Annotated in this window: 20 protein-coding genes and 1 tRNA gene; 13 read left to right on the plus strand and 8 right to left on the minus strand. The window is 65.2% G+C overall.

All coding sequences use genetic code 11. From position 1 onward, the window contains the following. Nucleotides 1-5 precede the first annotated feature (5 nt). Nucleotides 6-2,534: a PEP/pyruvate-binding domain-containing protein gene (locus BEK68_RS01985; RefSeq protein ID WP_028866917.1), complete on the minus strand. Its 2,529-nt coding sequence runs from the start codon at nt 2,532-2,534 to the stop codon at nt 6-8. Beyond that, complete coding sequence (locus BEK68_RS01990; protein WP_024974439.1) at nt 2,534-3,163, minus strand: TetR/AcrR family transcriptional regulator; 630 nt, start codon at nt 3,161-3,163, stop codon at nt 2,534-2,536. The genes BEK68_RS01985 and BEK68_RS01990 overlap by 1 nt, the downstream gene beginning before the upstream one ends. 119 nt (nt 3,164-3,282) lie before the next feature. Here BEK68_RS01990 and pip point away from each other — a divergent pair, with 119 nt between their 5' ends. From pip to BEK68_RS02010, 4 genes are all read left to right on the plus strand, one after another. Beyond that, the gene (gene pip, locus BEK68_RS01995; protein ID WP_028866918.1) at nt 3,283-4,236 is read left to right on the plus strand and encodes a prolyl aminopeptidase; all 954 of its coding nucleotides are present in this window, start codon (nt 3,283-3,285) and stop codon (nt 4,234-4,236) included. Between the two features lie 3 nt (nt 4,237-4,239). Further along, nucleotides 4,240-5,145 (plus strand): LysR family transcriptional regulator, encoded by a 906-nt coding sequence (locus tag BEK68_RS02000; protein ID WP_028866919.1) that lies wholly within the window; start codon nt 4,240-4,242, stop codon nt 5,143-5,145. Between the two features lie 103 nt (nt 5,146-5,248). Next, on the plus strand, nt 5,249-5,917 hold the full coding sequence (locus tag BEK68_RS02005) for an HAD-IA family hydrolase (protein ID WP_028866920.1): 669 nt from the start codon (nt 5,249-5,251) through the stop codon (nt 5,915-5,917). Between the two features lie 10 nt (nt 5,918-5,927). After that, complete coding sequence (locus tag BEK68_RS02010; RefSeq protein ID WP_028866921.1) at nt 5,928-7,076, plus strand: DSD1 family PLP-dependent enzyme; 1,149 nt, start codon at nt 5,928-5,930, stop codon at nt 7,074-7,076. 358 nt (nt 7,077-7,434) lie between these two features. Here the strand turns inward: BEK68_RS02010 and BEK68_RS02015 are convergent. Further along, nucleotides 7,435-7,519 (minus strand) — tRNA-Leu (locus BEK68_RS02015). A 173-nt stretch (nt 7,520-7,692) separates the two neighbouring features. On the opposite strand from BEK68_RS02015, the gene blaOXA reads away from it, so the two are divergent. Then, nucleotides 7,693-8,517, plus strand: a complete 825-nt coding sequence (gene blaOXA, locus BEK68_RS02020; RefSeq protein ID WP_065851551.1) for an OXA-22 family class D beta-lactamase — start codon at nt 7,693-7,695, stop codon at nt 8,515-8,517. Between the two features lie 75 nt (nt 8,518-8,592). On the opposite strand, the gene BEK68_RS26040 is transcribed toward blaOXA, so the two are convergent. Next, nucleotides 8,593-9,042 (minus strand): hypothetical protein, encoded by a 450-nt coding sequence (locus BEK68_RS26040; protein ID WP_037042897.1) that lies wholly within the window; start codon nt 9,040-9,042, stop codon nt 8,593-8,595. Between the two features lie 927 nt (nt 9,043-9,969). Here BEK68_RS26040 and BEK68_RS02030 point away from each other — a divergent pair. Both BEK68_RS02030 and mctP read left to right on the plus strand, forming a co-directional pair. Beyond that, nucleotides 9,970-10,149: a DUF3311 domain-containing protein gene (locus tag BEK68_RS02030; protein ID WP_004632354.1), complete on the plus strand. Its 180-nt coding sequence runs from the start codon at nt 9,970-9,972 to the stop codon at nt 10,147-10,149. Then, the gene (gene mctP, locus BEK68_RS02035) at nt 10,149-11,657 is read left to right on the plus strand and encodes a monocarboxylate uptake permease MctP (RefSeq protein WP_004632352.1); all 1,509 of its coding nucleotides are present in this window, start codon (nt 10,149-10,151) and stop codon (nt 11,655-11,657) included. Before BEK68_RS02030 ends, mctP begins: the two co-directional genes overlap by 1 nt. 81 nt (nt 11,658-11,738) lie before the next feature. On the opposite strand, the gene BEK68_RS02040 is transcribed toward mctP, so the two are convergent. After that, nucleotides 11,739-12,860 (minus strand): sensor histidine kinase, encoded by a 1,122-nt coding sequence (locus BEK68_RS02040; protein ID WP_028866777.1) that lies wholly within the window; start codon nt 12,858-12,860, stop codon nt 11,739-11,741. Between the two features lie 265 nt (nt 12,861-13,125). On the opposite strand from BEK68_RS02040, the gene BEK68_RS02045 reads away from it, so the two are divergent. Next, entirely contained in the window at nt 13,126-15,513 is a 2,388-nt protein-coding gene (locus tag BEK68_RS02045; protein WP_028866776.1) for a hybrid sensor histidine kinase/response regulator, read from the plus strand. 256 nt (nt 15,514-15,769) lie between these two features. Here the strand turns inward: BEK68_RS02045 and BEK68_RS02050 are convergent, their stop codons facing one another. Further along, nucleotides 15,770-16,360, minus strand: a complete 591-nt coding sequence (locus BEK68_RS02050) for a flavodoxin family protein (RefSeq protein ID WP_027693584.1) — start codon at nt 16,358-16,360, stop codon at nt 15,770-15,772. A gap of 118 nt (nt 16,361-16,478) precedes the next feature. Between BEK68_RS02050 and BEK68_RS02055 the strand changes: the two genes are divergently transcribed. Further along, complete coding sequence (locus BEK68_RS02055; protein ID WP_004632344.1) at nt 16,479-17,384, plus strand: LysR family transcriptional regulator; 906 nt, start codon at nt 16,479-16,481, stop codon at nt 17,382-17,384. A 102-nt stretch (nt 17,385-17,486) separates the two neighbouring features. Here BEK68_RS02055 and BEK68_RS02060 read toward each other — a convergent pair whose 3' ends face one another. Next, a complete protein-coding gene (locus tag BEK68_RS02060; protein WP_028866775.1) occupies nt 17,487-18,179 on the minus strand; it encodes a DUF2076 domain-containing protein in 693 nt (230 codons plus the stop codon). Between the two features lie 102 nt (nt 18,180-18,281). After that, complete coding sequence (locus BEK68_RS02065; protein WP_024974456.1) at nt 18,282-19,253, minus strand: GlxA family transcriptional regulator; 972 nt, start codon at nt 19,251-19,253, stop codon at nt 18,282-18,284. A 97-nt stretch (nt 19,254-19,350) separates the two neighbouring features. Here BEK68_RS02065 and BEK68_RS02070 point away from each other — a divergent pair, with 97 nt between their 5' ends. The 4 genes from BEK68_RS02070 (at nt 19,351) to BEK68_RS02085 (ending at nt 24,028) form a co-directional block, all read left to right on the plus strand. Then, entirely contained in the window at nt 19,351-20,163 is an 813-nt protein-coding gene (locus BEK68_RS02070) for a dienelactone hydrolase family protein (protein WP_027693597.1), read from the plus strand. A 136-nt stretch (nt 20,164-20,299) separates the two neighbouring features. Continuing rightward, a complete protein-coding gene (locus BEK68_RS02075) occupies nt 20,300-22,663 on the plus strand; it encodes a bifunctional salicylyl-CoA 5-hydroxylase/oxidoreductase (protein WP_024542593.1) in 2,364 nt (787 codons plus the stop codon). Between the two features lies 1 nt (nt 22,664). Then, nucleotides 22,665-23,447 (plus strand): SDR family NAD(P)-dependent oxidoreductase, encoded by a 783-nt coding sequence (locus tag BEK68_RS02080; RefSeq protein ID WP_024542594.1) that lies wholly within the window; start codon nt 22,665-22,667, stop codon nt 23,445-23,447. Further along, on the plus strand, nt 23,444-24,028 hold the full coding sequence (locus tag BEK68_RS02085) for a MarR family winged helix-turn-helix transcriptional regulator (protein WP_024542595.1): 585 nt from the start codon (nt 23,444-23,446) through the stop codon (nt 24,026-24,028). The genes BEK68_RS02080 and BEK68_RS02085 overlap by 4 nt, the downstream gene beginning before the upstream one ends. The last annotated feature ends 11 nt before the right edge of the window (nt 24,029-24,039 follow it).

Consider the following 24,039-nt stretch of genomic DNA (forward strand, 5'->3'; position numbering starts at 1 on the left):
GGTGGCTAACCCGCCACTCTGCTGACCGTGCCGGTGTTGCCATCCACGCGGATGGTCTCGCCGTCTTTCAACTGGGCCCGGATGCCGGGCACGTTCACCACCGCCGGAATCCCGAACTCGCGCGCCACGATGGCACCATGCGACAGGTAGCCGCCGGTCTCCATGACCAGTGCGCCGGCCTTCAAGAAGAGCGGCGTCCACGCGGGGTCGGTACTGGGCGCGACCAGGATGTCGCCGGCTTGCAGCGCCGTGCCGGCGGCAGCGTGGTCGACCAGCCGTGCCAGCCCCTGTGCCGAGCCTGCGCCGACGGCTGTGCCGCTCCAGGCGTCTGCGGCCAGGGCGATCGGCACAGTGGCCGCGACCGGCACCTCCCCATGTTCGGCGATGATGTCCGGCTCCTGCGCAGCAGCCCAATCGTTCAATTGCCGGCGGCGTTCACGCGCACGCTGGGCCGCAAAGCGCAGCGGCAATGCGCCGGTGCCTGCAGCCACGCATTCGTCCAGTGTCAGGTTGAAGATGTCTTCCGGCGCATCGAGTCCATCCTTGCCGACCAACCTGTCCGCCAGCTTCAGCAGGCCGATGCGCAGCGCTTCCAGATATGCCACGAGCGCGCTGCGCGCGGCCTCCCGCTGATTGCTGTCACGCACGGCACCCTTGAGCATGCCCCGCACGATCGGCCGCACCCAGCACGGCAGACGTTCCCACGCTCGCTCAGACGCCGTCTGCTGCCTTTGCCGCCCCGCCCCGGCATCGGTGCCGATCAGGCCGACCACGAGGTCGAGCAAGTAGTCCGGTTGCTCGCGCCAGCGCGGGTGGCGGAAGTAGCTCTCTTCAATGGCGCGGTGGCCGTAGCGCTCCACGAACGTACTGAAGTGCAGGCGGAACGGGCTGTGCGCCGGCAGTTGCTGCGTCCACTGCGTGCCGATGCGTCTGTCGCCGCGAAGCCAGGCGAGCGCTTCGGTATCGGTGGCGGCCGTTTGTGCCAGCGCCATCAGGTCATGGCTCTGCTGTGCGGTGACGCTGGGTTCTGTGCCGGCCATGAGCGCGGCGGCCAGCGCGTGGCCCTCGCCGGGGCACTGTTTTTCGATCACGTCGACCAGCCCCGAAACGGCGCCGCCCGCCGAGCCCTGCAGGAAGAACAGGCTGTCTGCGCGGCGCACAATGTTGAAGCGCTCGCGCAGGCAGGTGGCCAGCTCGGCGGTCGCTTCCGGCCACGCGTCTTCACGCCATTGCGCGGCTTGCTTGCGGGCCCGGTTCAGATCGCTCTGCGCATGGCGGCGCGCAGCGCCTGCTCTCAATAGATATCGCACGAGCCGTGCGCCTCGCGCCAGCCGCTGCGCCCACGTGGTGCGGGGCAGCGCAATCTCGGGCTGCGTGCCGCCCAGCATGCGGTTGATGGCATCGGGCGCAATGCCGAACGCGTCAAACGCCTCCCACTGCATCAACGAAACATCCAGGTACACGTGGCCGCCGAAGAGCCTGGCGCGCTCCAGGCCCGGCAGTAGCGAGTAGCCCGCAAGCGAGTACGCCAGCGTCAGCATCCGGTTGGCCGCATGGCCGTACAGCGACCAGTCGATGGGCGACAGCGGTGTGGGAAACATCTCGCGCGTGTTGCCGCGCGTCCAGAACGTCGGTTGGGTTTGCAGGGCGGGGTAGGTGGAGCGGGCGGCCGCGGTGATCGGGCGCGCCTGCACGATCCAGAAGCGCTGTCCGTCCCACACCCATTCGATGTCGTAGCGCGGCTGGGCAAAGTCGAGCGCGCGGGCCGTGTCGCGTGCAACCGTGGTCAAGGCGATGAGCTGAGCGTCGTCCAGCACGGCACGGCGGGCGTCTTCTGTCGCGGTGTCGGCGAGTGTCGTGCCGCCTTCGGTCAGCGCGCGCGTCATGTGGCGCTTCGTGCCGATCTGGCGTTCGACCACAAGCAGCGTGTCGTCTTGCGGCGCCACTTCGAGCCGGTCGACGTCGCCATCGGCGTGGCCGCCCACCAGCGCTTCGCCCAGGCCCCAGTGCGCGTTGATGACGATGTGGTCATCGCGGCCGGTCAGCGGGTCGCCTGTGAACGCGATGCCTGCGGCCACCGCCGGCAACATCGGCATGATGACCACGGCCATCGCCAGGTCGGCGGTGTCGATGCCAAAGCGCTCGCGGTATGCCAACGCTTGCGGTGCGTGCGCCGAGTCCCACACGGCGCGTACCGCTTCTGCCAGCGCCTGCGCGCCGATGACGTTCAGGCGTGTTTCGTGGATGCCCGCGAACGAGCGTTGCGCGGAATCCTCCTGCGGCGCGGACGAGCGCACGGCCAGTGGCGCGTTCTGCCAGCCGCGCGCCGTCAGCGCTTCGGTGATGGCAGCCAGCACGGCGTCGGGCACGCCATCTCCGCGACTGCGCCCGCGGCTGGCATCTGCCACCAGCACAAAACCATCGGGCACCGGCACGCCGAGCATCGCCATCCGTCCAAGCTGCCAGCCTTTGCCGCCGGCCACTGCGGCGCCGGCCGCCGCCGCAGCCGGCCAATCGAGCACGAGCGTGTTCATCACGCCTCCTTGCGCGCCACGCCGTGCAGGAACAGATCGATGACCGCGGAGAAGCCCGCGTGCAGGTCGATGTCCGGACGCGCAAGCCAGCGCATCAGCGCACCGAGGTACAAGTACTCGAACAGCCCCGCGAGGTGCTCCGCATCGAGCCGCGTGTCGAGTTCGCCCGAGTGCTGCGCTGTGTCAATGAGTGCCATGAACACCGCTTCGAGCCCGCTGCGCTTGTCTGCGTCACGGTCGCGGGCAGCCAGGTCGGCGCTGGCAAAGCGGTAGCGGAAATACGCGGCCAGATAGGGCCGGCGCACGTTGCACCAGTCGGCCGAGGCGGACAGCAGCACCGCCAGGCGCGAGGCGAAATCCGGCTGTGCCTCGATCTGCCCACGCAATTGCGCGCCGCCTGCCGCCAGCTCGGCGTGGAACTGGTGCGCCAGCAGGGCTTCCTTGACTGGAAAGTGGTTGTACAGCGTGCCCTTGGACACATCGGCCTGCGCGGCAATCTGCTCCATCGTCACGGCGTCGTAACCGTGCTGCTCGAACAGGGAAAAGGCCGTGGCCGCCAGGTGGTCCAGCGTCTGGATGCGCTTGCGTTCGCGGCGGCCGGCTTCGATGGGGGACGGACTGGACGACATGGTGGGCTCGCTATTATTAAACGAGGTGCAATTTTATACGTCGTTCAAAAATATGTGCAAGCGGGAACCCGTCTGTAGAATCAGCCCATTCCCACGGCAACCTCTCGACAGGACCGACCATGTCTGCACTGCGCACGCTGTATCCGCCCATCGAACCGTATGAAACCGGCATGCTCGACGTGGGCGATGGCCACACGATCTACTACGAGCGCGTCGGCACGCCCGGCGCCAAGCCGGCGGTGTTCCTGCACGGCGGGCCGGGCGGCGGGGTTTCGGCAGACCACCGCCGCGTGTTCGATCCGGCACGCTACGACGTGATGCTGTTCGACCAGCGCGGCTGCGGGCGGTCAACGCCGCACGCGGGCCTGGAGGCGAACACCACTTGGCACCTTGTGGCCGATATCGAACGACTGCGCGCCATCGCCGGTGCGGACCGTTGGCTTGTCTTCGGCGGCTCGTGGGGCTCGACGTTGGCGCTCGCTTACGCGCAGAAGTCTCCGCAGCATGTGAGCGAACTGGTGCTGCGAGGCATCTACACCGTCACGCAGGCCGAGCTGCGCTGGTACTACCAGTACGGCGTGTCGGAGATGTTCCCCGAGAAATGGGCACGCTTTCAGGCACCGATTCCGGAGGCCGAGCGCGGCGACATGATTGCGGCCTATCGCAAAGTGCTGACCGGCAACGACACCGCCAAGCAGATCGAAGCTGCCCGCGCGTGGAGTGTGTGGGAAGGCGAGACCATCACACTGTTGCCCGACCCCGCCAACAGCGCCAAGCACGCCGACGACCATTTCGCGCTGGCTTTCGCGCGGCTGGAGAACCACTACTTTACGCACCAGTGCTGGCTGGAAGAGGGCCAGTTGCTGCGCGAGGCGCACAGGCTGGCAGGTATTCCCGGCGTGATCGTGCATGGACGCTACGACATGCCGTGCCCTGCGCGCTATGCGTATGCGCTGCATCAGGCGTGGCCGGATTCGGACTTCCACCTGATCGAAGGTGCCGGCCATGCGTGGTCCGAACCGGGCATCCTCGATCAGCTGCTGGCCGCAACGGACCGCTTTGCCGGCAAGTAACCCATGACGGATTCCGCCGACCTGCGCTTCCTGCTCGCCATCCGGGACAACGGCAGCCTGGTGGCGACGGCGCGGGCGCTGGACCTGACGCCATCGGCCGTGTCGCAGCGCCTGCAGCAGCTGGAGAAGAAGCTGGGCACACGGCTGATCGACCGCACCGCGCGCAGCCTGCGCTTTACGCAAGAGGGCGCGCTGCTGTGCGAGCGTGGAGCAGAGCTGATCCGCCAGCTCGATGCACTGTCGGAGGATTTGCACACGCGCCGGGGCGGCCTCGTGGGCACGCTCAAGGTGAATGCGCCGCTGGGGTTTGGGCGGCGCTACGTGGCGCCCATCATTGCGGATTTCCAGCAGCAGCATCCTGATGTCGACATCGAACTGGCGCTGTCCGATGCACCCCTTGTCGAGGCGGCGGACCGCTTTGATGTGGTGGTGCATATCGGCGCATTGCAGGTGTCGAATCTGGTCGGCCATGCGATTGCGCCGAACGCACGCTTTGTCTGCGCGTCGCCCGCGTTTGTGAAGCGCTTCGGCCTGCCGGAAACGCCCGATGACCTTGCCGCGCTGCCTTGCATCGTGCTGCGCGAGAACAAGGAAGATGTGTCGCTCTGGCACTTCAGCAAGGGCCGCACGAGCCGCAGCGTGCGCGTGCCCAGGGCGCTCATCTGCAACGACGGCGATGTCATCCGCCAGTGGGCATGCGAGGGGCGCGGCGTGATTCTGCGCTCGGAATGGGATGTCGCCGACGACCTGCGCGCAAGCCGACTCGTGCGATTGCTGCCCGGCTGGAAGGCGCCGGACGCCAACGTGATCGCGCTCACGCACAACCGCGCGGGGTTGCCGCAACGCACGCGTCACTTCATGCAGGCGCTGCAAAGCCGTTTCAAGCCGCAGCCGCCGTGGCGCGCGTGATGTAGTGATACTGAATCTTAGATTCAAGCCAGCTTCACCGAAAGCCGATGCGGGGTACCTACAATCGGCTGCACCGATCCCTACCGATTTGCAGGTGACCAGCGTGAACGTTTCCACCGCCTCCACCGTTTCTCCCGACACCGGCTATCCCAAGGCCATCCTGTTCGATCTCCTGACCGCGTTGCTCGATTCGTGGTCGCTCTGGAACCGCGCTGCCGGCTCCGCACAGGCAGGCCGCACGTGGCGCGCCGAGTATCTGCGGCTGACGTACGGCTGCGGCACGTACGTTCCTTATGAAGCGATGGTGCGGCAGGCCGCGCAGAACGTCGGCTTGCCGGCTTCCGCGCCCGAAGCGCTGGAAGCGAACTGGTTGCAGCTCGCACCGTGGAGTGGCGCTGCGCAAGCGCTGGCCCAGCTCCAGCCGCGCTGCAAGCTGGCCGTGGTCACCAACTGCTCGGAACGGCTGGGCCGGCAAGCCGCCGCGCTGTTGCCGATCACGTGGGATGTCGTCATCACGGCCGAGCAGGCGGGCGTGTACAAGCCCGACCCGAAGCCGTATCGCATGGCCCTCGAGCAACTTGGCGTAGACGCGGCCGACGCGGCATTTGTGGCGGGCTCCAGCTACGACATGTTCGGCACGGCGACCGTCGGCCTGCGCACGTATTGGCACAACCGGATCGGCCTGACGCCCGTGGAGGGCGCCCAGTTGCCGGAGATCACCTCGCCCACACTGGACGACCTGCTGCCTTGGGCCCGCCGTTTTGCCGCATGAGGATGCAGCCATGACCACCGACACACACGTGATTGACACCATCGACACGCCCGCAGCGTTGATCGACCTGCCGCGCATGCAGCACAACATCGCCCGCATGCAGCACCGCATGAACGCGCTGGGCGTGAAATTCCGCCCGCATGTGAAGACCACCAAGTGCCTCGACGTCGTGCGCGCACAGGTGGCGGCGGGCGCGCAGGGCATCACCGTATCGACGTTGAAGGAGGCCGAGGCCTTCTTTGCCGCCGGTATCAAGGACATCCTGTACGCCGTGGGCATTGTCGCCACCAAGCTGCCGCGTGCGATGGCGCTGCGCAAGCGTGGCTGCGATCTCAAGCTCGTGGTTGACAACGCCGAGGCCGCCCATGCGGTCGTCGACTACGCCCGCACACACGGCGAGCGCTGCGAAGTGTGGATCGAAGTCGATACCGATGGGCACCGCTCCGGCATCACGCCCGAGCAGGACGCGCTGCTGGAAGTCGGCCGCATCCTGAAAGACGGCGGCATCGACGTGGGCGGCGTGATGACGCACGCCGGCTCCAGCTACGATCTGAACGACCGCGCCGCGCTGGCTGCACTGGCCGAGCAGGAGCGCGCCGGTTGCGTGCGCGCGGCGCAGCGCTTGCGGGATGTTGGCGTGCCGTGTGCGGCGGTGAGCGTGGGCTCGACGCCCACCGCGTTGGCCACCGAACACCTCGAAGGTGTGACGGAGGTGCGTGCCGGCGTCTACGTATTCTTCGATCTCGTCATGCACAACGTGGGCGTGTGCGCGATGGACGAGATCGCACTGAGCGTGCTGACCACCGTGATCGGCCATCAGCCCGACAAAGGCTGGGTGATTGTCGACGCCGGATGGATGGCGATGAGCCGAGACCGCGGCACCGCCAAGCAGTCTCATGACTTTGGCTACGGGCAGCCGTGCACGCTCGACGGTACGCTGCTCGAAGGGCTCACGCTGATCGGCGCGAACCAGGAGCACGGCATTCTGGCGGCCAGCGATGGCTCGGCGCGTGAAGACCTCTTGGCACGCTTTCCTGTCGGCGCGAAGTTGCGTGTGCTGCCGAACCATGCGTGCGCCACGGGGGCGCAGTTCCCGGAGTACCAGGCGGTGTCGTCGCGGGGTGTGGTGCAGACGTGGGCGCGGTTCCACGGCTGGTGACCCGTCCGCACGGTGTGTCAATAACGCAAGCAGCGCCCATTACGGCGTCAGGTTGGCACGGCCAGGAAGGCTTGATGTATTCGGCGTTTGGTGACGACACCCCACGCAATCGTCGCTGCCGGGGGTGTTGTCGCGCTGTCGATGGCGGCGTTCTGAGCGGCGCTGCCGAATCGGAGCGGGGGCTGATCGCGCAAACCTGTCGATACATTGGCGGGAGCGGTGCCGTGGCTTTGCTGGCGATTCGCTGGTGCGGGGCGCAACCGCTTCGTCGCGCTGTATCCATCCGGACAACAAAAAACCCGCAAGGCTCATCGCCACGCGGGTTTTTTGTCGCCCCTGAACTGCTTGGGACTGTGTCTGGTGCCCAGGAGAGGACTCGAACCTCCACGGAGTTACCCGCTAGTACCTGAAACTAGTGCGTCTACCAATTCCGCCACCTGGGCTAGGTGAGCGGCGCATTTTACCGACCGCCGAAAAATTTGCAAGCCCCTCTTTTCTGGTTGGCAGTTGCGCCCGCGTTACAGCCGTTACGCGTGTGGCGGTCTGCAGGACGGCAACCTCGCTGCTACGCTGCCGCGCAGTTCTCTGCATTCCCCCAACATGAGGTTGATCGATAATGAAACGCTGCCACGCCGCCATCGGCGCCCTGCTTGCCGCGCTTGCAACCTTTGCCCGCGCCGAGCACCCGATCTGCACGATCGTGGCCGATGCCGCCACGGGCAAGGCCGTCTTGCACGAAGGCAAGTGCGACGAGCGCGTGACGCCCGCTTCCACGTTCAAGCTCGCGCTGGCCGTCATGGGCTTCGACCACGGCTTCCTCAAAGACGAGCACACCCCGGTTGAGTACTTCAAGCGCGGAGACCCCGACTGGGGCGGCGACGCCTGGCACCAGCCCATCGACCCGGCGCTGTGGCTCAAGTATTCGGTGGTCTGGTATTCGCAGCGCATTACGCATGCGATGGGCGCGCAGACCTTCCAGGCGTACGTGCGCAAGCTCGGCTACGGCAACATGGATGTGAGCGGCGATCCAGGCAAGAACAACGGTATGGACCGCTCGTGGATCACCTCGTCACTGAAGATTTCGCCGGAGGAGCAGGTCGGCTTTATGCGCAGGATCGTCAACCGGCAGTTGTCGGTGTCTGCGCGCACCTACGAGATGGTCGACCGTACCGTGCAGACCTGGCAGGTGCCAGGCGGCTGGGCGGTGCAGGGCAAGACGGGCACTGCCGGCCCTGCGCCGGGCAACACGTCGCCCGATGGCACGTGGGACCAGGCGCACGCTTACGGCTGGTTTGTCGGCTGGGCCAGGAAGGGCGACAAGACGTACGTGTTTGCCAACCTGATCCAGGACGATAAGGTTGAGCCGACGTCGGGCGGCATCCGCTCGCGCGATGCGCTGCTTGCCCGCCTGCCGGAAGTGCTGGCCTTTGCCGGGCACTGATCGACGGCGTCATGCGTGACGGTGTTCGGCCTCGCTGCGCACCGTCGCCTCATCCACGCCCAGGCGCTGATGCAACTACTGCCAGCCCTTGGGCGTGACCAGCACCGCGCGTGAATCGCGTGCGCGCAGCATCCAGCCGACATCGCACAGCCGACGCAGGAACTGCACCCCGAGCGGTCCCGCCACGTGATGCGTGCGCTCGATCCAGTCCAGGCATTGCCGCGCCAGCCCCCGCCGTGTCGGGCGAATGGCGCGCACGTCGAGCCCCACATCGCCAAACCACGTGACGCCGGCGGGCGTGATCTCGTAGTGCTTGTCGGGCATCGACAGCAGATGGCCGCGTGATTGCAGCGCCTGCGTGACGGCCACGCCCACTTGCCCCGCAAGGTGGTCGTAGCAGCAGCGGCAGAAGCCGAGTTCGCGCGCCTTTGGGCTGGGTGTGGCGCGCCGCACGGCCGCTGCGGGGGTGATGGCCGTGAGGTGTTCCAGCGCCCCTGAGCGCTTTGCAATGTCCCCAGCGTTCACGACGGATTGCCGCAGACGAGGCCATCGGATGCACCGCCCAAAAAAAACCCGGCGAGGGGATTGCCGGGCTAAGTGGGATGTGAATGCGCACGATGGAACTACCTTACAAGTATTTTTTCAATCAGATTGAAAAAAAATTCAAAACACCACACTTTTTTGAGTGTTTGCTCTAAAGAAACGGGTGCTTGAATAGATCCGTGTCCGGGTTTTTCCTTATGACCACGCCATTTGCGGGTTGCGGGCAAACGATTTCCTTTAGATGGAATACATAACAAAAATCGCGGCCTAGAGACTAAAGAAAAGGCGGGAAAAAAGCGAATAAAAAATCATTGATTGGTTTAATTCAATTTTGATAATTTAATCAAATCAATTCTGTCTTTAATTATTGATTCGATCGGATCGGTTGGCGTGAGGAGTCCCTCGGCACGCAGACCTTTGCACGAGCAGGCAATTGCATTTGCCGAATTTCGGGGCGCGTTTGCCCCCCCCGGAATTCGCAACGCGGCAGCGCTGCACCCGGCAGAAACCCTGGGCACGCCAGGGCTTATGCTGCGTCACAACAATCAACGGGGAGCCACTGCGGCTCCCCGTTGTGCTTGGTGCCATGCGGCACCGTGGTGGCCAGCGAGTTTTGCTCACGCATTCGGCGGCTGTCTGTCATGACAGGAATTCGTGAAAACCCTAGGAAACCCGCGCCCACCTTAGCGATTGGTTATTTCACGCGAAAAGTCTACGCTTACTACGTAGTACTACGTGTGGCTGCTGCGTACAGGTGCGGATGGTCTTCCAGAAGGCGCGCGATCACAGTGCGCCGGATAACAACAAAGGCGGAAAGCAATCCGTCAGACATCCGTCTGGTCACGCATCGGGCGTGGCACCTCACCTGTTCAAAACAACATCCGAAGTCCCCGAACCAGGAGACAACCCATGAAGTTCTTGCTCGCACTGCCTTTCATCGGCCTGCTGTGGGTGCCGTTCTACAACCAGGAAACGCCCGCGCTCTTCGGCTTTCCGTTCTTCTACTGGTACCAGTTCCTCTGGGTGCCGATCACCTCGCTGCTGATCTGGATCGTCTTCAAGAACGGCCAGAGCAAAGGAGAAGAATGATGGACGGACATATCAACTGGACTGCACTGGCGGTCTTCATCTTTTTCTTCGCGCTGGTCACGGTGCTGGGTTTCATCGCCTCGCGCTGGCAGCGCGGCAACTCCGACAAGGGCGCCCACATTGAAGAGTGGGGCCTGGGCGGCCGCAACTTCGGCACCTGGATCACGTGGTTCCTGGTGGGCGGCGATTTCTATACCGCCTACACCGTCATCGCCGTGCCGGCACTCGTGTATGCCGTGGGCGCGTACGGCTTCTTCGCGCTGCCGTACACGATCCTGGTGTACCCGATCGTCTTCCTGATCATGCCCAAGCTGTGGAAGGTGGCGCACGCCAACGGCCACGTCACGGCGGCCGATGCCGTGTACGGCCGCTACGGCTCGCGCTCGCTGGAGTTTGCGGTGGCGCTCACGGGCGTGGTGGCGACGATGCCCTACATCGCCCTGCAGCTCATCGGCATGGAAGTCGTGATCAAGGCGCTGGGCTTGACGGGCGAGCTGCCGCTGGCGGCCGCCTTCGTCATCCTGGCGCTGTACACGTACTCCGCTGGCCTGCGGGCGCCTGCGCTCATCGCCTTCGTCAAAGACATCATGATCTACATCGTGGTGCTGGTGGCGGTGGTGCTGGTGCCGGCCAAGCTCGGTGGCTACGGTGCGGTGTTTGCGAGCGCGCACGATGCGTTTGCCATCAAGGGCGGTGCTACGGGTCTGACGCTCAAGCCTGCGCAGTTCCTGCCGTTCGCCACGCTGGCGATTGGCTCGGCGCTGGCGGCGTTCATGTATCCGCATACGCTCACGGGCATCTTTGCCGCGCGCAGTGCAGACACGATCCGCAAGAACGCCGTCTTCCTGCCGGCCTACACGGTGCTGCTGGGCCTGATTGCGCTGCTGGGCTTCATGGCCTACGCCGCGGGCATCAAGGTCACCAACAACAACGACGTGGTGCCCGCGCTGTTCAACGCGCTGTTCCCGAGCTGGTTCACGGGCTTTGCGTTCTCGGCCATCGCCATTGGTGCGCTGGTGCCGGCGGCGGTCATGTCGATTGGTGCGGCCAACTTGTTCACCCGCAACTTCTGGAAGCCCTACGTGGCGCCGGACCTCTCGCACGCCGGTGAGGAAAAGGTTGCCAAGGTGATCTCGCTCATCGTCAAGGCGGGCGCGCTGGTGTTCATTCTGTTCCTGCCGACCAAGTTCGCGCTGGACCTGCAACTGCTGGGCGGCGTGTGGATCGTGCAGACGTTCCCGTCGGTGGTGTTCGGTCTGTTCAACATCTCGAACCGCTTCCGCGCACCGGCGCTGCTGGCCGGCTGGGCGGCGGGCATGATCGGTGGCAGCTGGCTGGCCTTCTCCGACGGCATCAAGCCCGTGCACACCTTTGTGATTGGCGGCGACAAGTACACCATCTACACCGGCCTGGCAGCACTGGCCTTCAACATCATTGTGGCGGTGGTGGTGCAGTTGCTGATGGGCAAGCGTGGGGAGGAAGCCGCTGCGCTGCGTCAGGCGGGCTGATCGACGCTGCGATTCGCCCAAAGAAGAGAAAGGGCCGGTACCTCAGGGTGCCGGCTTTTTTTTGCACGGCGACCGACAAGGTCAAGCAGCCACCGAAAAGGGAATCCGCACAGTGAAGGTCGTGCCGTGTTCCGACGATTGCACATCGATCGTCCCGCGATGCGCCTCCACAATGCAGCGGCAGATATACAGGCCAAGCCCGATGCCGGCGGCGCTCCCGCTGTGGTCCGGCCGTGTTGCGCGGGTCAGCGGATCGAACAGGGTTGGAAAAGCGGAGGGCGGTATGGGGTTGCCCTCGTTCGAAACGGCAATCGTCATCTGCCCATCGCGCCCGGCGGCTTCGATGGCGACCCGCCCCGACCCGTAGCGCACCGCGTTGGCCAATAGATTGACCAGCAACTGGCCGATCTGGCTGCCGTCCCACTTGCCACGCAGTTCGCCCGCCAGGCGCAGGTCGATCTTCGCGTCGGGGTACGACGCGCACACTTCGTCGATGGCGTCGCTGCACAGTCGCCCCATATCCTGCGTGCTGAAACTCGTGGGCAGGAAATCGCCCAGGCGTGTGCGTGTGAAAACAAGAAGGTCGTCGATCATCTGCTGCACGCGCATCGCACCGCGCTGGATGAATGCGACCGCCCGAACGCTGCGCGAAGACAGGCCATCGTCGTGCAGCAGCGTTTCTGCGGACGCCAGGATCGCGCCGAGCGGCGAACGCAGGTCATGGGCAAGCACGCCGGCAAACAGGTCGCGCATGCGTTCGGTTTGCTGGGCATGCTGGCGCACCGATTCTGCAAGCATCTGGTCGATGGCCTCGTTGAACCGGATCATCTCCTGCAACGCCAGGGCGTGAGCCTGCGGATCTTGCTGCCACCGGCGCAGCACGCTGGCGCGCAACGCGCGGTATTCCGCCACCAGATCGTTGATGTCGAACCCGTGCGAGAGGCGGTCGTCGGCGTGCTCGTGGGCGGCTTCATTGAAGCCCGATTCCGAAGGTGCGCGGTCGCCCCACGATTTGGCGTGCTGTTGTGCAGACGTCTGCCCCTCGCGCATATCGGCAGCAATTCGCCGGAGAAGGTCGCGCGCCGAGTTGCGCAGCTGTTGATCGGAGAGACGGGAGCGGCCGCCATCGAGCTTGCGCGCGTATTCCGTCCAGTCGTCGATGAGGCCCGGGAGGTTTGCCTCGATGAAGTCGGATAGGTTCATGGGTTTCCTTGATGGTGGCGAAAGCCATGGTCGGGAAGCCGTCTCGTGCGCCGCGCCGCTGTCATCCCGATTGTTGCGGGAACGGCCAATGCTGCGCTTGTGGCTACAAGGTATGCAAACTGCGTTCCTCTGGCCAGACAGACCGGTTCGATGGAGTGGCGTTTCAGTCGCCCATCGCGCCGGTTTCGGTAAAGATGCGGGCGCGGTCCACTCATTGCTATGCGCTCCCGACACGCCTGCGGTTGCGCGCTGATCTGCCAATTCAATGAATCACGATCTCTTGTCTTCTGAGTCCGGTTTTGCGTGGCTGCGGTTGTGGGCCGAATCCACCTCGGATTTTTCCATCTTCGCGCTATCGCGCCCCGGCGTTGTCGCCACGTGGAACCCTGGCGGCGAACGGATGCAGGGCTATCGGCCGGACGAGATTATTGGTCAGCCACTCGCCCTTTTGTATCCGCTGGAGAGCCGGGCCTTGGGTGCGCCCGAAGCCGCGCTGCATGCTGCCGCCCAGACAGGGCGGCACGTCGAGGAGGGATGGCGCATCCGCAAGGACGGCACGCCCTTTTGGGCGAACGTCGCCATGACGGCGCTGCGCGACGGCAACAACGCGTTGATCGGGTTCGGTACCGTGATCAGCGACATGAGCGACAAGAAGGCCGCTCACGACGCTGTGCTCAAAAGCGAGCGGAATTTTCGGCTGCTGGTTCAGGGCGTGACGGACTACGCCATCTTCATGCTGTCGACCGACGGGCACATCACGAGCTGGAATGCCGGGGCACGGCGCATCAAGGGCTATACCGAGGCCGAGATTATCGGTTCGCATTTTTCGCGTTTCTATACGCCCGAGGATGTTGCGGCCGGCGTGCCGTTCCGGGGCCTGGAGACGGCCCGGCGCGACGGGCGATTCGAAGCCGAAGGCTGGCGCGTACGGTGCGACGGAAGCCGCTTCTTCGCGCACGTCATCATCGATGCCATCTACGAAGACGGCGAACTGGTCGGCTTTGCAAAGGTCACGCGCGACATCACGGAACGACGACGCGCAGGCGAGCAGCTTGAGCAGACGCAAAGAGCGCTGTTCCAGGCTCAGAAGATGGAAGCACTGGGCAAGCTCACGGGCGGCGTTGCGCATGATTTCAACAACGTGTTGCAGGTGCTGCGGGGCAACCTCGAACTGCTCGAAAACCGGCATGGGCGCGATGCCTGGAGCGCCGAGCGGCTGAATAACGCCATCGATGCCGTCGACCGGGGTGCAAAGCTTGCCGCCCAGTTGCTGGCCTTCGGTCGCCAGCAGCCGCTTGCACCCGTTGTGATCAACCCTGCACGTCAACTGCGCGCCATGGACGATCTGCTGCGGCGCGCGCTGGGCGAGGCGATCGAGATCGAATCGGTGGTCGCGGGCGGACTGTGGAATACCGCGGTCGATCCGCATCAGCTGGAAAACGTCATCCTGAATCTGGCGATCAACGCGCGGGATGCGATGCCGGAAGGCGGCAAGCTCACGCTCGAACTCTCCAACGCCACGCTCGACGACGGCTATGTATCAGCGCTGCCCGATGTGCCGGCCGGGCAGTACGTCATGCTGGCCGTGACGGACACCGGCACGGGCATGAGCCCGGAAGTCATGGAGCGCGCCTTCGATCCGTTCTTCAGCACCAAGCGCGAAGGCGAGGGCACGGGCCTGGGGCTCAGCATGGCCTACGGTTTCGTCAAACAGAGCGGCGGCCATATTCGCCTCTACAGCGAGGTCGGAGAGGGCACGACGGTGCGCGTCTATCTGCCCCGCTCCACCGGTACGGCGGTCGAGCCCGCACGCGTCAAGGCTGGAGCGCTCAAGCACGGCAACGAGACGATCCTCGTTGTGGAAGACGACGCAAAGGTTCGCGAGACCGTCGTCGATCTGCTGAGCGGCCTCGGCTATGCCGTGCTCAAGGCCAACAATGCAGAGCAGGCGCTGGCCGTGGTCGAGAGCGGTGTGCATATCGACCTGCTCTTCACCGACGTAGTCATGCCGGGTGCCCTGCGCAGTACGGAGATGGTGCAGAGAGCAGTTCAGACACTGCCCGCGCTGAAGGTGCTTTACACCTCCGGCTACACGCAGAACGCCATCGTGCACGGTGGGCGGCTCGATCCGGGCGTCGAGCTGCTGAGCAAGCCGTACAGCCGCCAGCAGCTCGCCTTCAAGATTCGCCAGGTGCTCGGAAGCGACGCGGTGCAAGCGAGCGGACCCGAGGAAGGCGACACGCCGCCCGATCTCGACACGGGCGCGGTGTGGGAGCCGGCGCGCTTGCGCATCCTCGTGGTGGAGGACGACGCTTCATTGCGTGGCGCGGTGTGCGAGCTGTTGATGCTGATCGGGATCACGCCCCAGCAGGCGGCCAGCGGCGCGCAGGCGCTCGAAGCCCTGCAGGCGGAGGCGTTCGACGTTCTGTTTACGGACCTGATCATGCCGGACATGTCGGGGATTAAACTCGCGCAGCACGCGTTTGCGCTGCATCCGGAACTGCGGGTCGTCTTTGCCTCCGGCAACCCCATTCCCAACCACGATCGCTTTGCGTTCAGGTGGACGGCGCTTCGCAAGCCTTACACGCTCGATCAGTTGCAGCACGCCCTGCAATCGATGATGGCGCGACAGCGGGCGGCCACCGACACCTAGCCGAGCGTGGAGGTTTGAGGGCGGCATTCGGGCCTCAAGGGCCCGTGTTCCGCCGTGGGAGGCTCACGCACGGCACCCAAACTGTGCAATGCCGCTGTCTTCGCTCGAAAATCTCGACCTCCGAGAGTCGTGCGCCAGGGTCAGACTGCCGAGCGCGAGCCTCCAACCGTGGCGATCGACTGACTGAGGCTGGAGTGAGGCTCTCCGAGGTCGAAAATTTGAAGCTCGAAGTGGCGGCAGGTCCGCTTCGATCATTTCAACGTGCCTGAGCCCGCCCCGCGCGAAGCTGCGCTGCAACCTTCGCCACACGTGCGCCATAGCGGCGTGCGGTTTCCAAGTCTCCTGGCGACATTTCTTCCGGCGACGCATCGGCGGGCGTTTGCGCCATCGGCGCGATGTACGATCCCATGCGGTTCAGGTCGTCGCGCTTGGAGGCCTTTACGTTCGCAGGCTTGATATCCATGCTGACCCAGATGCCGCCGTGCTGCCCCGTGAGCAGAACGAAGTATTCGAGCGTGTTGAGCTTGTCGCCATTGATGCTGGCGCTGTTGGTAAAGCCGCCGAAGACCTTGTTCTGCCACGCGCCTTCAAACCAGGGCTTTGACGATGCGTCTGCAAATTTCTTGAATTGCCAGCTGGGTCCGCCCATGTAGGTGGGCGAGCCGAACAGGATGGCGTCGGCTCGGGCAAGCGTGGCCCAGGCGTCTTCGGCGATATTGCCCTCGGCGTCGATGGCGACGAGGTCCGCGCCGGCGCCTTCGGCAACAGCGCTTGCCATGCGGGCGGTGTGCCCGTAGCCGGAGTGATAGACGACGGCCGTTTTTGCTTGGGTGGTGATTTCAGTCATGGTGGCTTCCTGTCGTGAACGTGGTCCGCTGTGGACGACATGGGAGGCCACTTTAGCGAGCAGCGACGGCGTGATAAATGACGCCAATTTGAACGTTCTGTTCTTCCCCGGGTGAACAATGCAAAACCTCGACGCACTGTTGATCTTTGCCCGTGTGGCCGAAATGACGAGCTTTACGCGCGCGGCGGAAAGCCTCGGCATCCAGAAGGGACGCGTCTCAACGGTGATCCGCACGCTCGAACGGGATGTGGGTGTCGCGCTCCTGCATCGGACCACGCGCAGTGTGCAGCTGACTGAAGACGGCCGCGAATTCTATGCGCGCGCCCGCGACCTGCTGGCCGAAGCGCAGGAATTGCAATCGATGTTCCTGGCGAACGGCGGGCCGTTACGCGGCCGGCTGCGCGTCGATCTGCCGACCGAGTTGGCGCGCAGTGTCGTGGTTCCAGCGTTGCCGCAGCTGATGGCGGCGCACCCGGAGCTGCAACTGGAGCTTTCCAGCACGGACCGGCGCGTCGATCTCGTCCAGGAAGGCTTCGACTGCGTGATCCGGTTCGGGCCGATCACCGATGAAACCATGATTGCGCGGCCGCTCGGCAAGCTGCGCATGACCAATGCGGCAAGCCCCGCGTATCTGGCACGGTATGGCGTCCCGCATACGCTCCAAGACTTGCTCAGCCAGGGACATCAGATGGTGCATTACACGCTCACGCTTGGCGCCAGGCACGCGGGGTGGCAATACCCCGATGGCGATGGTTATGCGTGGCTTCCGTTGCCCGCCGCCATGCAGGTCAACAGCGTGCAGACGTATCACGCCGCCGGGCTCGCGGGCATTGGGTTGATCCAGGCGGGATACACCGCGCTCGCGCCACATATCGAGAGCGGTGCTCTGGTGGAAGTGCTGCCCGATCTGCGCCCTGAGCCGCTGCCTGCGTCGTTTGTCGTGGCCCATCGGCGCAACCTGTCGCCGCGCGTCCGGGTCTTCATGGCCTGGATCGAAGGGCTGTTGAAGCCCTATCTTGACTGAGTGCCGCTGGGGCGGCGCCATCATCCTTCTCTTGCGCAACATCAAGGGCGGGCCGCGTGGGGAGACCTTCCGGTCTGCCGATGCGCGGCGCGCCTTGCGCGACTAGCTCAACATCGAATCGTCATCCGAATAGTCACTACCGCCGAGGTCGCTGTCGTCGATCAGCCCGAGGCTGTCATCGCGCGACGCCGTGTTGGTCGTGCCGCTGTTGCCGTTGCTGTCGCTGTCGTAGTAGTTGTTGATGACCGTTTCCGTGGTGCCGCCCATCACCGGCTGCTGGCCGAAGAAACCGCCACCGCCGCTGTTGTGATGGAACATGTTCTCGATGCCCTGGAACAGGAGCGCGCCGCCAGCCACGCCGGCTGCCGTGGTGGCAACGCTGCCGAGCGTGCTGCCCAGGCCGCCGCTAAAGAAGCCTGAGCGCGAGGGTTGCGCCGGGGCCGTCTGGGGCTGTGGCGGCATCTGTACTGGGGCGGCTTGCTGCGGGGCGTAGGCGGGGTTGGGCGCCGGGCTGTTGGCGTGGCTGCCCCAGTTGTTGGCCGAGTCCATGAACGACGTGCTGCGGCCGGCTTGCGCGGTCTGCAACTGACTCTGCAGCGTGGCGATCTGCGCTTGCGCCGATGCCAGCGCCTGGTCGAGCAGCATGGCCCGCTGCACGAGCAGATAGGCCGCGTCCGGCTGGCGAGCCACGGCGTCCAGGATGCGGGCTTCGGCCTGCGGGTCCTTGGCCGCGGCGCGCGCCTGCGTCAGTTGGGCCAGGAAGTTTTCCAGCGCTTGCTGTTCTTGCGGGGACATGGTGTGTAGTCCTGTCTGGGTGGATGCGACGTGACCAAGTTAGGGGCCAAGTCTTAAACCAACATTAAGGCCCGGCAGCTTCTTGTGTAACCGCCTGTAACCCTAGGCTGCCGGGCGGTATTGGCTGGGGTTGGTGCCCGACACTTTGCGCATCAGGCGCCGCAGCGCGGTGGCGTCTTCGTAGCCTACGGCTTCGGCCACGCTGTCGATGGTCATGCGGCTCGATTCGATCAGCATGCGGGCGCGGTTCAGGCGCACGCTCTGCACCAGGGCGAGCGTGCTTCTGCCGGTCGCTTCCCGCACGTGCCGAGACAGCGTGCGTTGCGACATGGCCAGCTCGTCGGCCAGCGCCTGAACGCTGGGCGGGTTGGGCAGGGCGGCTTCAATGCGTGCCACCAGCCGGGCAATCAGCGCGTTGCCGTTGGCCAGCATGGCGGGCACCACAAACGGCGCTTGCGCGTGGCGGCCGTCGATCAGCAGCACACGCCCCACGGCGTCGGCCAGCGCCACGCCAAAGCGTGTGCGCAGCAGATGCAGCATCAGGTCGGTTTGCGCAAAGGCGGCGCCGGCAGTGGCGATCGGGCCGTCGGCGCACACCATGCGGTCTGCGTCGACCGTGCATGCGGGTTCCCACTGCTGCAGCGTCGGGGCCAGCCACCAAGACGTGGTGACGCAACGCCCGTGCAGCAAGCCGCCCGCCTGCAACAGAAACACCGCCGAGCACGATGCGGCCACCTGCCCGCCCGCTGCGACCTGCGCGGCCAGGGCGCGCGCTGCTCGCTGGGCATCATCCTGCGCCAGGCGCGTGGCAATCACGCCCGCATGATCCAGGCCCAGGCCCGGCACGATCCAGGTGCCCCCATCGGGGCGGGGGCGCTTTGGCAGGGCGGTGGCCTCCACTTGCATACCGTTGCTCAGTTGCGCGCTGGGCGCGTCGGCTGAGAGTACGCGCCAGGTTGGACGCGGGGCCTTCACACGCGGGGCGAGTGTCGACGCGGCCTGCAGGATGTCCAGTGTTGCCGCCACGCTGGTGGCGTAAGCGCCGGAGAGTACGAGGAGGGTGAAATCCGCCATGACCAAAGTTGCCCGAAAGATGTCGAAATCGACACTGCCAGTCTAGCGGCCCGAGGCGTTCAATGGGGGCATCTCCATTCCGCGCAAGGCCGACCGCATGACGCCCCCCATCCCGCAAGACGACCGCCTGGAAGACTTCACGCGCCGCCAGATCACCATGGATGGCATCACCAAGACCGTGTATGTGACCGGCACCGGGCCGGGCGTGATCGTCATGGCCGAAATGCCGGGCATCAGCCCGCACGTGGCGCGGTTTGCACGCTGGGTGCGCGATGCGGGGTTGACGGTCTACATACCGTCGTTGTTCGGGCGGGATGGCGCGGTGCCCGAGGCGGAGGCGGGTGCCGCGGTGTTCCGCCATGCGTGCGTGAGTGCGGAGTTCCGTGCCTTTGCGGCCAACCAGTCGAGCCCGGTCACGCAGTGGCTGCGCAGCTTGGCGCGGCTGGCCCATGCGGAGTGCGGTGGCCCCGGGGTGGGTGCCATCGGCATGTGTTTCACCGGCAATTTCGCGCTGACGATGATGCTGGAGCCGGCCATGCTGGCGCCCGTGCTGTGCCAGCCGTCCTTGCCATTGAACGCGCCGGGCGGGATCGAGATCGCGCCAGAGGAAGCGGCCGCCGTACGCCAGCGGCTGGAGCAGGAAGACCTGACCGTGCTGGCCTATCGGTTTGAGGGCGACCGCTTCTGCCGCGCCGAGCGCTTCGCTGCATATGCACAGGCGCTGGGCCCTCGCTTTGTGCCGCGCGTGCTGCCCGACAGCGCTGCGCACCCGAACCCGCCCTCGTTCTTTGCCCGGCATGTGCCTTGTCCGCACAGCGTGGTGACGGCCCACCTGATCGACGCGGCTGGCGAGCCAACGTTGGGGGCCCGCGACGAGATCCTGGCGTTCTTCCGGCAGCGCCTGTGCTGAGTGGGGACTCACATGCGGGTGTGAGCCTGGCGCCGCCCGGTTCGGTGTAAACCCCGGGGTGCCGGCTGAGCAAATTACTTTACAACTAAACTATTCATGACTAAGGTAATACCGCATCAAACGCGGAGCCGTTGTCATGAAGATTGTCTGTATTGGTGGTGGGCCGGCCGGCCTGTACTTTGCCCTGCTGATGAAGCTGCAGGACCCGTCGCACGACATCACCGTGGTGGAGCGCAACCGCCCGTATGACACGTTCGGCTGGGGCGTGGTGTTCTCTGACCAGACGCTGGGCAACCTGCAGCGTGCCGACGCCAAGAGCGCCGCGCAGATTCTCGACGCGTTCAATCACTGGGACGACATTGAAGTGCACATCCGCGGGCAGGTGGTGCGCTCGGGCGGCCATGGCTTTTGCGGCATCGGGCGCAAGCGCCTGCTGAACATCCTGCAGGCGCGCTGCGAGGAAGAGGGCGTCAAGCTCGTCTTTGAAACCGACGTGCAAGATGACACGGCCTACGCCGATGCCGACCTCATCATCGCCAGCGACGGCCTGAACAGCCGCATCCGCACCAAGTACGCCGCCACGTATCAACCCGATATCGACATGCGCCGCTGCCGCTTTGTCTGGCTGGGCACGCACAAGCTGTTCGAGGCCTTCACGTTTGCGTTTGAAGAAACCGAGCACGGCTGGTTTCAGGCGCATGCGTACCGCTTTGATGACGAAACCTCCACCTTCATTGTCGAGGCGCCTGAAGAGGTGTGGCGCGACGCCGGGTTGGAAACCATGGAGAAGGAAGACGCTATCGCCTATTGCGAGCGCCTCTTCGCCAAGTACCTCGACGGCAACAAGCTGATTTCCAATGCCACGCACCTGCGGGGCTCTGCGCAGTGGATCCGGTTTCCGCGCGTGGTTTGCAGGCATTGGGTGCACACCAACGCGCACGGCACGCCGGTGGTGCTGATGGGCGACGCCGCGCACACGGCGCATTTCTCGATCGGCTCCGGCACTAAGCTGGCGCTGGAAGATTCGATTGAACTGGCACGCAGCATCGGCCAGCACCCGGGCGATTTGCGTGCCGCGCTTGAACACTACGAGGCGGTGCGCAGCGTGGAAGTGCTGCGCATTCAGAACGCGGCGCGCAATTCGACCGAGTGGTTTGAAAACGTGGCCCGCTACGCCAGCCTGCCGACCGAGCAGTTTGCCTATTCGCTGCTCACGCGCAGCCAGCGCATCAGCCACGAAAACCTGCGCCAGCGCGACAAGCGCTATCTCGAACAGTTTGAAAACTGGATTGCCGAGCAGGCCGGCGCCCAGCGCGGGCCGCAGCACGGCCCGGTGCCACCGATGTTCACGCCGTTCACGGTGCGTGGCGTCACGCTCAAGAACCGCGTGGTGGTGTCACCCATGGCGCAGTACTCGTGCGAAGACGGCCAACCGGCGGACTACCACCTCGTGCACCTGGGCGCGCGCGCCATGGGCGGTGCCGGCCTGGTGATGGCCGAGATGACCTGTGTGTCGCCGGATGCGCGCATCACCCCCGGCTGCCCGGGTTTGTGGAACACCGAACACCGTGACGGCTGGGCGCGCATCGTGCAGTTCGTGCATGCCAACAGCGATGCAAAGCTCGGGATTCAGCTCGGCCATGCCGGTGCCAAGGGCTCGACGCGCGTGGCGTGGGAGGGCATCGATCTGCCGCTGGAAGACGGGCAGAACTGGCCGCTGATCTCCGCATCGCCCCAGCAGTATTTGGATGGCGTAAGCCAGTGGTCGTACGCCATGACGCGCGACGACATGGACCGCGTGCGTGACGACTTCGTCCATTCGGCGCGGCTGGCGGCCGAAGCCGGCTTCGACTGGCTGGAGCTGCACTGCGCGCACGGCTATCTGTTGTCGTCGTTCATCTCGCCGCTGACGAACCAGCGCAACGACGAATACGGCGGATCGCTGGACAACCGGCTGCGTTTTCCGCTCGAAGTCTTCCACGCGGTGCGTGAGGTGTGGCCGAGCAACAAGCCGATGTCGGTGCGCATTTCCGCGCACGACTGGGTGGAGGGTGGTATCACGCCGGACGATGCGGTCGAGATCGCGCGCATCTTCAAGGCCGCAGGCGCCGACATGATCGATTGCTCGTCGGGCCAGGTCAGCAAGAAGGAGCAGCCCGTGTACGGCCGCATGTTCCAAACGCCGTTTGCCGATCGCGTGCGCAACGAGGCGGGCATTGCCACCATCGCCGTGGGCGCCATCTCCGAGGCCGACCACGTCAACAGCATCATTGCGGCCGGCCGTGCCGACCTGTGTGCCGTGGCGCGCCCGCACCTCGCCAACGCGGCCTGGACGCTGAACGAAGCCGCCCGCATCGGTTATCTCGACATGCCGTGGCCCAAGCAATACCGCGCGGGCAAGCTGCAACTGGAGCGCAACCTGGAGCGCGAGCGCGCGATGGCGGCGCAGGCGGCGGGGCTGTCACCGCTGGAGCAGGCCAACCGCATGCAGGGGGTTTGAGATGGCGACCTCTGCAATGCTCGCCGGGCACCACGCCGTTGTTACCGGTGCAGGGCGCGGGATTGGCGCTGCGATTGCCGCGCAACTCGCGGCGCATGGCGCCACGCTCACGCTGATGGGCCGTAACGCCAACGTGCTGGAAGCCACCGCCAAGACGTTGCCCGATAGCGCACGCGCGCATGTCGTGACGTGCGATGTGACCGACGAGGCGAGTGTGTCGGCGGCGTTCGAATCCGCGCGCGCGGGGCTCGGCCCCATCTCCATCCTCGTCAACAACGCGGGGCAGGCGGAGAGTGCATCGTTTGCCAAGACCACGCTTTCTCAATGGCAGCGCATGCTGGCCGTCAACCTGACGGGCACGTTCCTGTGCACGCAGGCGGCGTTGGCCGATGTGCAGGCGTCGGGCCGCGGCCGCATCGTCAACATCGCCAGCACGGCCGGGCAGCGCGGTTATGCGTATGTGTCGGCGTATGTGGCCGCCAAGCACGGCGTGATCGGGCTCACGCGCTCGCTTGCGTTGGAGCTTGCCGCGAGCGGCGTCACGGTCAATGCAGTCTGCCCCGGCTATACGGAAACCAACATCGTGCGCGAGAGCATCGACCGCATCGTCGCCCGCACCGGCCGCAGCGCAGAAGAAGCGCGGGCCGAGCTGGTGAAGGGTAACCCGCAAGGCCGGCTCATCACGCCCGACGAAGTGGCGAACGCGGTCGTGTGGCTGTGCTCCGATGGCGCGTCGTCGGTCACGGGTCAGGCCATCTCGGTATCTGGCGGGGAGGTGATGTGAGCACCGAACGCACCCGGCGCAAAACCGCACTCGCCACGCGTGCCTCCGGCCATCACGCCGTCGTGCAGGCGCTGGGCGACGAACATATCGGGCTGGAAGCGCGCGCGCATGTGGACGACCACATGGACGTCAAAATCTGGCTGCGCCTGCTGGCCTGCAGCACGCAGATCGAGCAGCAGATCCGCCAGCGCCTGCGCACGCGCTTCAACACCACGCTGCCGCGCTTCGACTATCTGGCACAACTCGATCGTCACCCGGACGGGCTGCGCATGAACGTGCTGTCGCGCTACTTGATGGTGACGGGCGGCAACGTCACCGGCCTGACCGACCAGTTGGAGAAGGAAGGGCTTGTCAAACGCGAGGCGGATCCGGACGATCGCCGGTCCTTTCGCGTGCTGCTGACCGACGCCGGCCGCCGCCACTTTGCCGAGATGGCCGCCGAGCACGAACGCTGGCTGATCGAGATGTTCGACGGCCTTGGCGTCGCCAACAAAGACGCGCTGTATGCGCAGCTCGGCCACCTGCGCGTCCACCTCGCGCAGCGTGAGCAAGAGCTGGACGCCCGCGAAGATCAACCCTGAACGAACCCGAC

Origin of the sequence: Ralstonia pickettii, assembly GCF_001699815.1 — a bacterium.
Taxonomy (GTDB): Bacteria; Pseudomonadota; Gammaproteobacteria; order Burkholderiales; family Burkholderiaceae; genus Ralstonia; species Ralstonia thomasii.

Bases quoted from the DNA above. Each gene is read 5' to 3' on its own strand.
- BEK68_RS02070 (WP_027693597.1), top strand. From the start codon at position 19,351: ATGACGCCCCCCATCCCGCAAGACGACCGCCTGGAAGACTTCACGCGC.
- BEK68_RS02080 (WP_024542594.1), top strand. From the start codon at position 22,665: ATGGCGACCTCTGCAATGCTCGCCGGGCACCACGCCGTTGTTACCGGT.
- BEK68_RS02075 (WP_024542593.1), top strand. From the start codon at position 20,300: ATGAAGATTGTCTGTATTGGTGGTGGGCCGGCCGGCCTGTACTTTGCC.
- BEK68_RS02010 (WP_028866921.1), top strand. From the start codon at position 5,928: ATGACCACCGACACACACGTGATTGACACCATCGACACGCCCGCAGCG.
- BEK68_RS02045 (WP_028866776.1), top strand. From the start codon at position 13,126: ATGAATCACGATCTCTTGTCTTCTGAGTCCGGTTTTGCGTGGCTGCGG.
- BEK68_RS02040 (WP_028866777.1), bottom strand. From the start codon at position 12,860: ATGAACCTATCCGACTTCATCGAGGCAAACCTCCCGGGCCTCATCGAC.
- BEK68_RS01990 (WP_024974439.1), bottom strand. From the start codon at position 3,163: ATGTCGTCCAGTCCGTCCCCCATCGAAGCCGGCCGCCGCGAACGCAAG.
- BEK68_RS02030 (WP_004632354.1), top strand. From the start codon at position 9,970: ATGAAGTTCTTGCTCGCACTGCCTTTCATCGGCCTGCTGTGGGTGCCG.
- blaOXA (WP_065851551.1), top strand. From the start codon at position 7,693: ATGAAACGCTGCCACGCCGCCATCGGCGCCCTGCTTGCCGCGCTTGCA.
- BEK68_RS02000 (WP_028866919.1), top strand. From the start codon at position 4,240: ATGACGGATTCCGCCGACCTGCGCTTCCTGCTCGCCATCCGGGACAAC.
- BEK68_RS02050 (WP_027693584.1), bottom strand. From the start codon at position 16,360: ATGACTGAAATCACCACCCAAGCAAAAACGGCCGTCGTCTATCACTCC.
- pip (WP_028866918.1), top strand. From the start codon at position 3,283: ATGTCTGCACTGCGCACGCTGTATCCGCCCATCGAACCGTATGAAACC.
- mctP (WP_004632352.1), top strand. From the start codon at position 10,149: ATGGACGGACATATCAACTGGACTGCACTGGCGGTCTTCATCTTTTTC.
- BEK68_RS01985 (WP_028866917.1), bottom strand. From the start codon at position 2,534: ATGAACACGCTCGTGCTCGATTGGCCGGCTGCGGCGGCGGCCGGCGCC.
- BEK68_RS02065 (WP_024974456.1), bottom strand. From the start codon at position 19,253: ATGGCGGATTTCACCCTCCTCGTACTCTCCGGCGCTTACGCCACCAGC.
- BEK68_RS02060 (WP_028866775.1), bottom strand. From the start codon at position 18,179: ATGTCCCCGCAAGAACAGCAAGCGCTGGAAAACTTCCTGGCCCAACTG.
- BEK68_RS02055 (WP_004632344.1), top strand. From the start codon at position 16,479: ATGCAAAACCTCGACGCACTGTTGATCTTTGCCCGTGTGGCCGAAATG.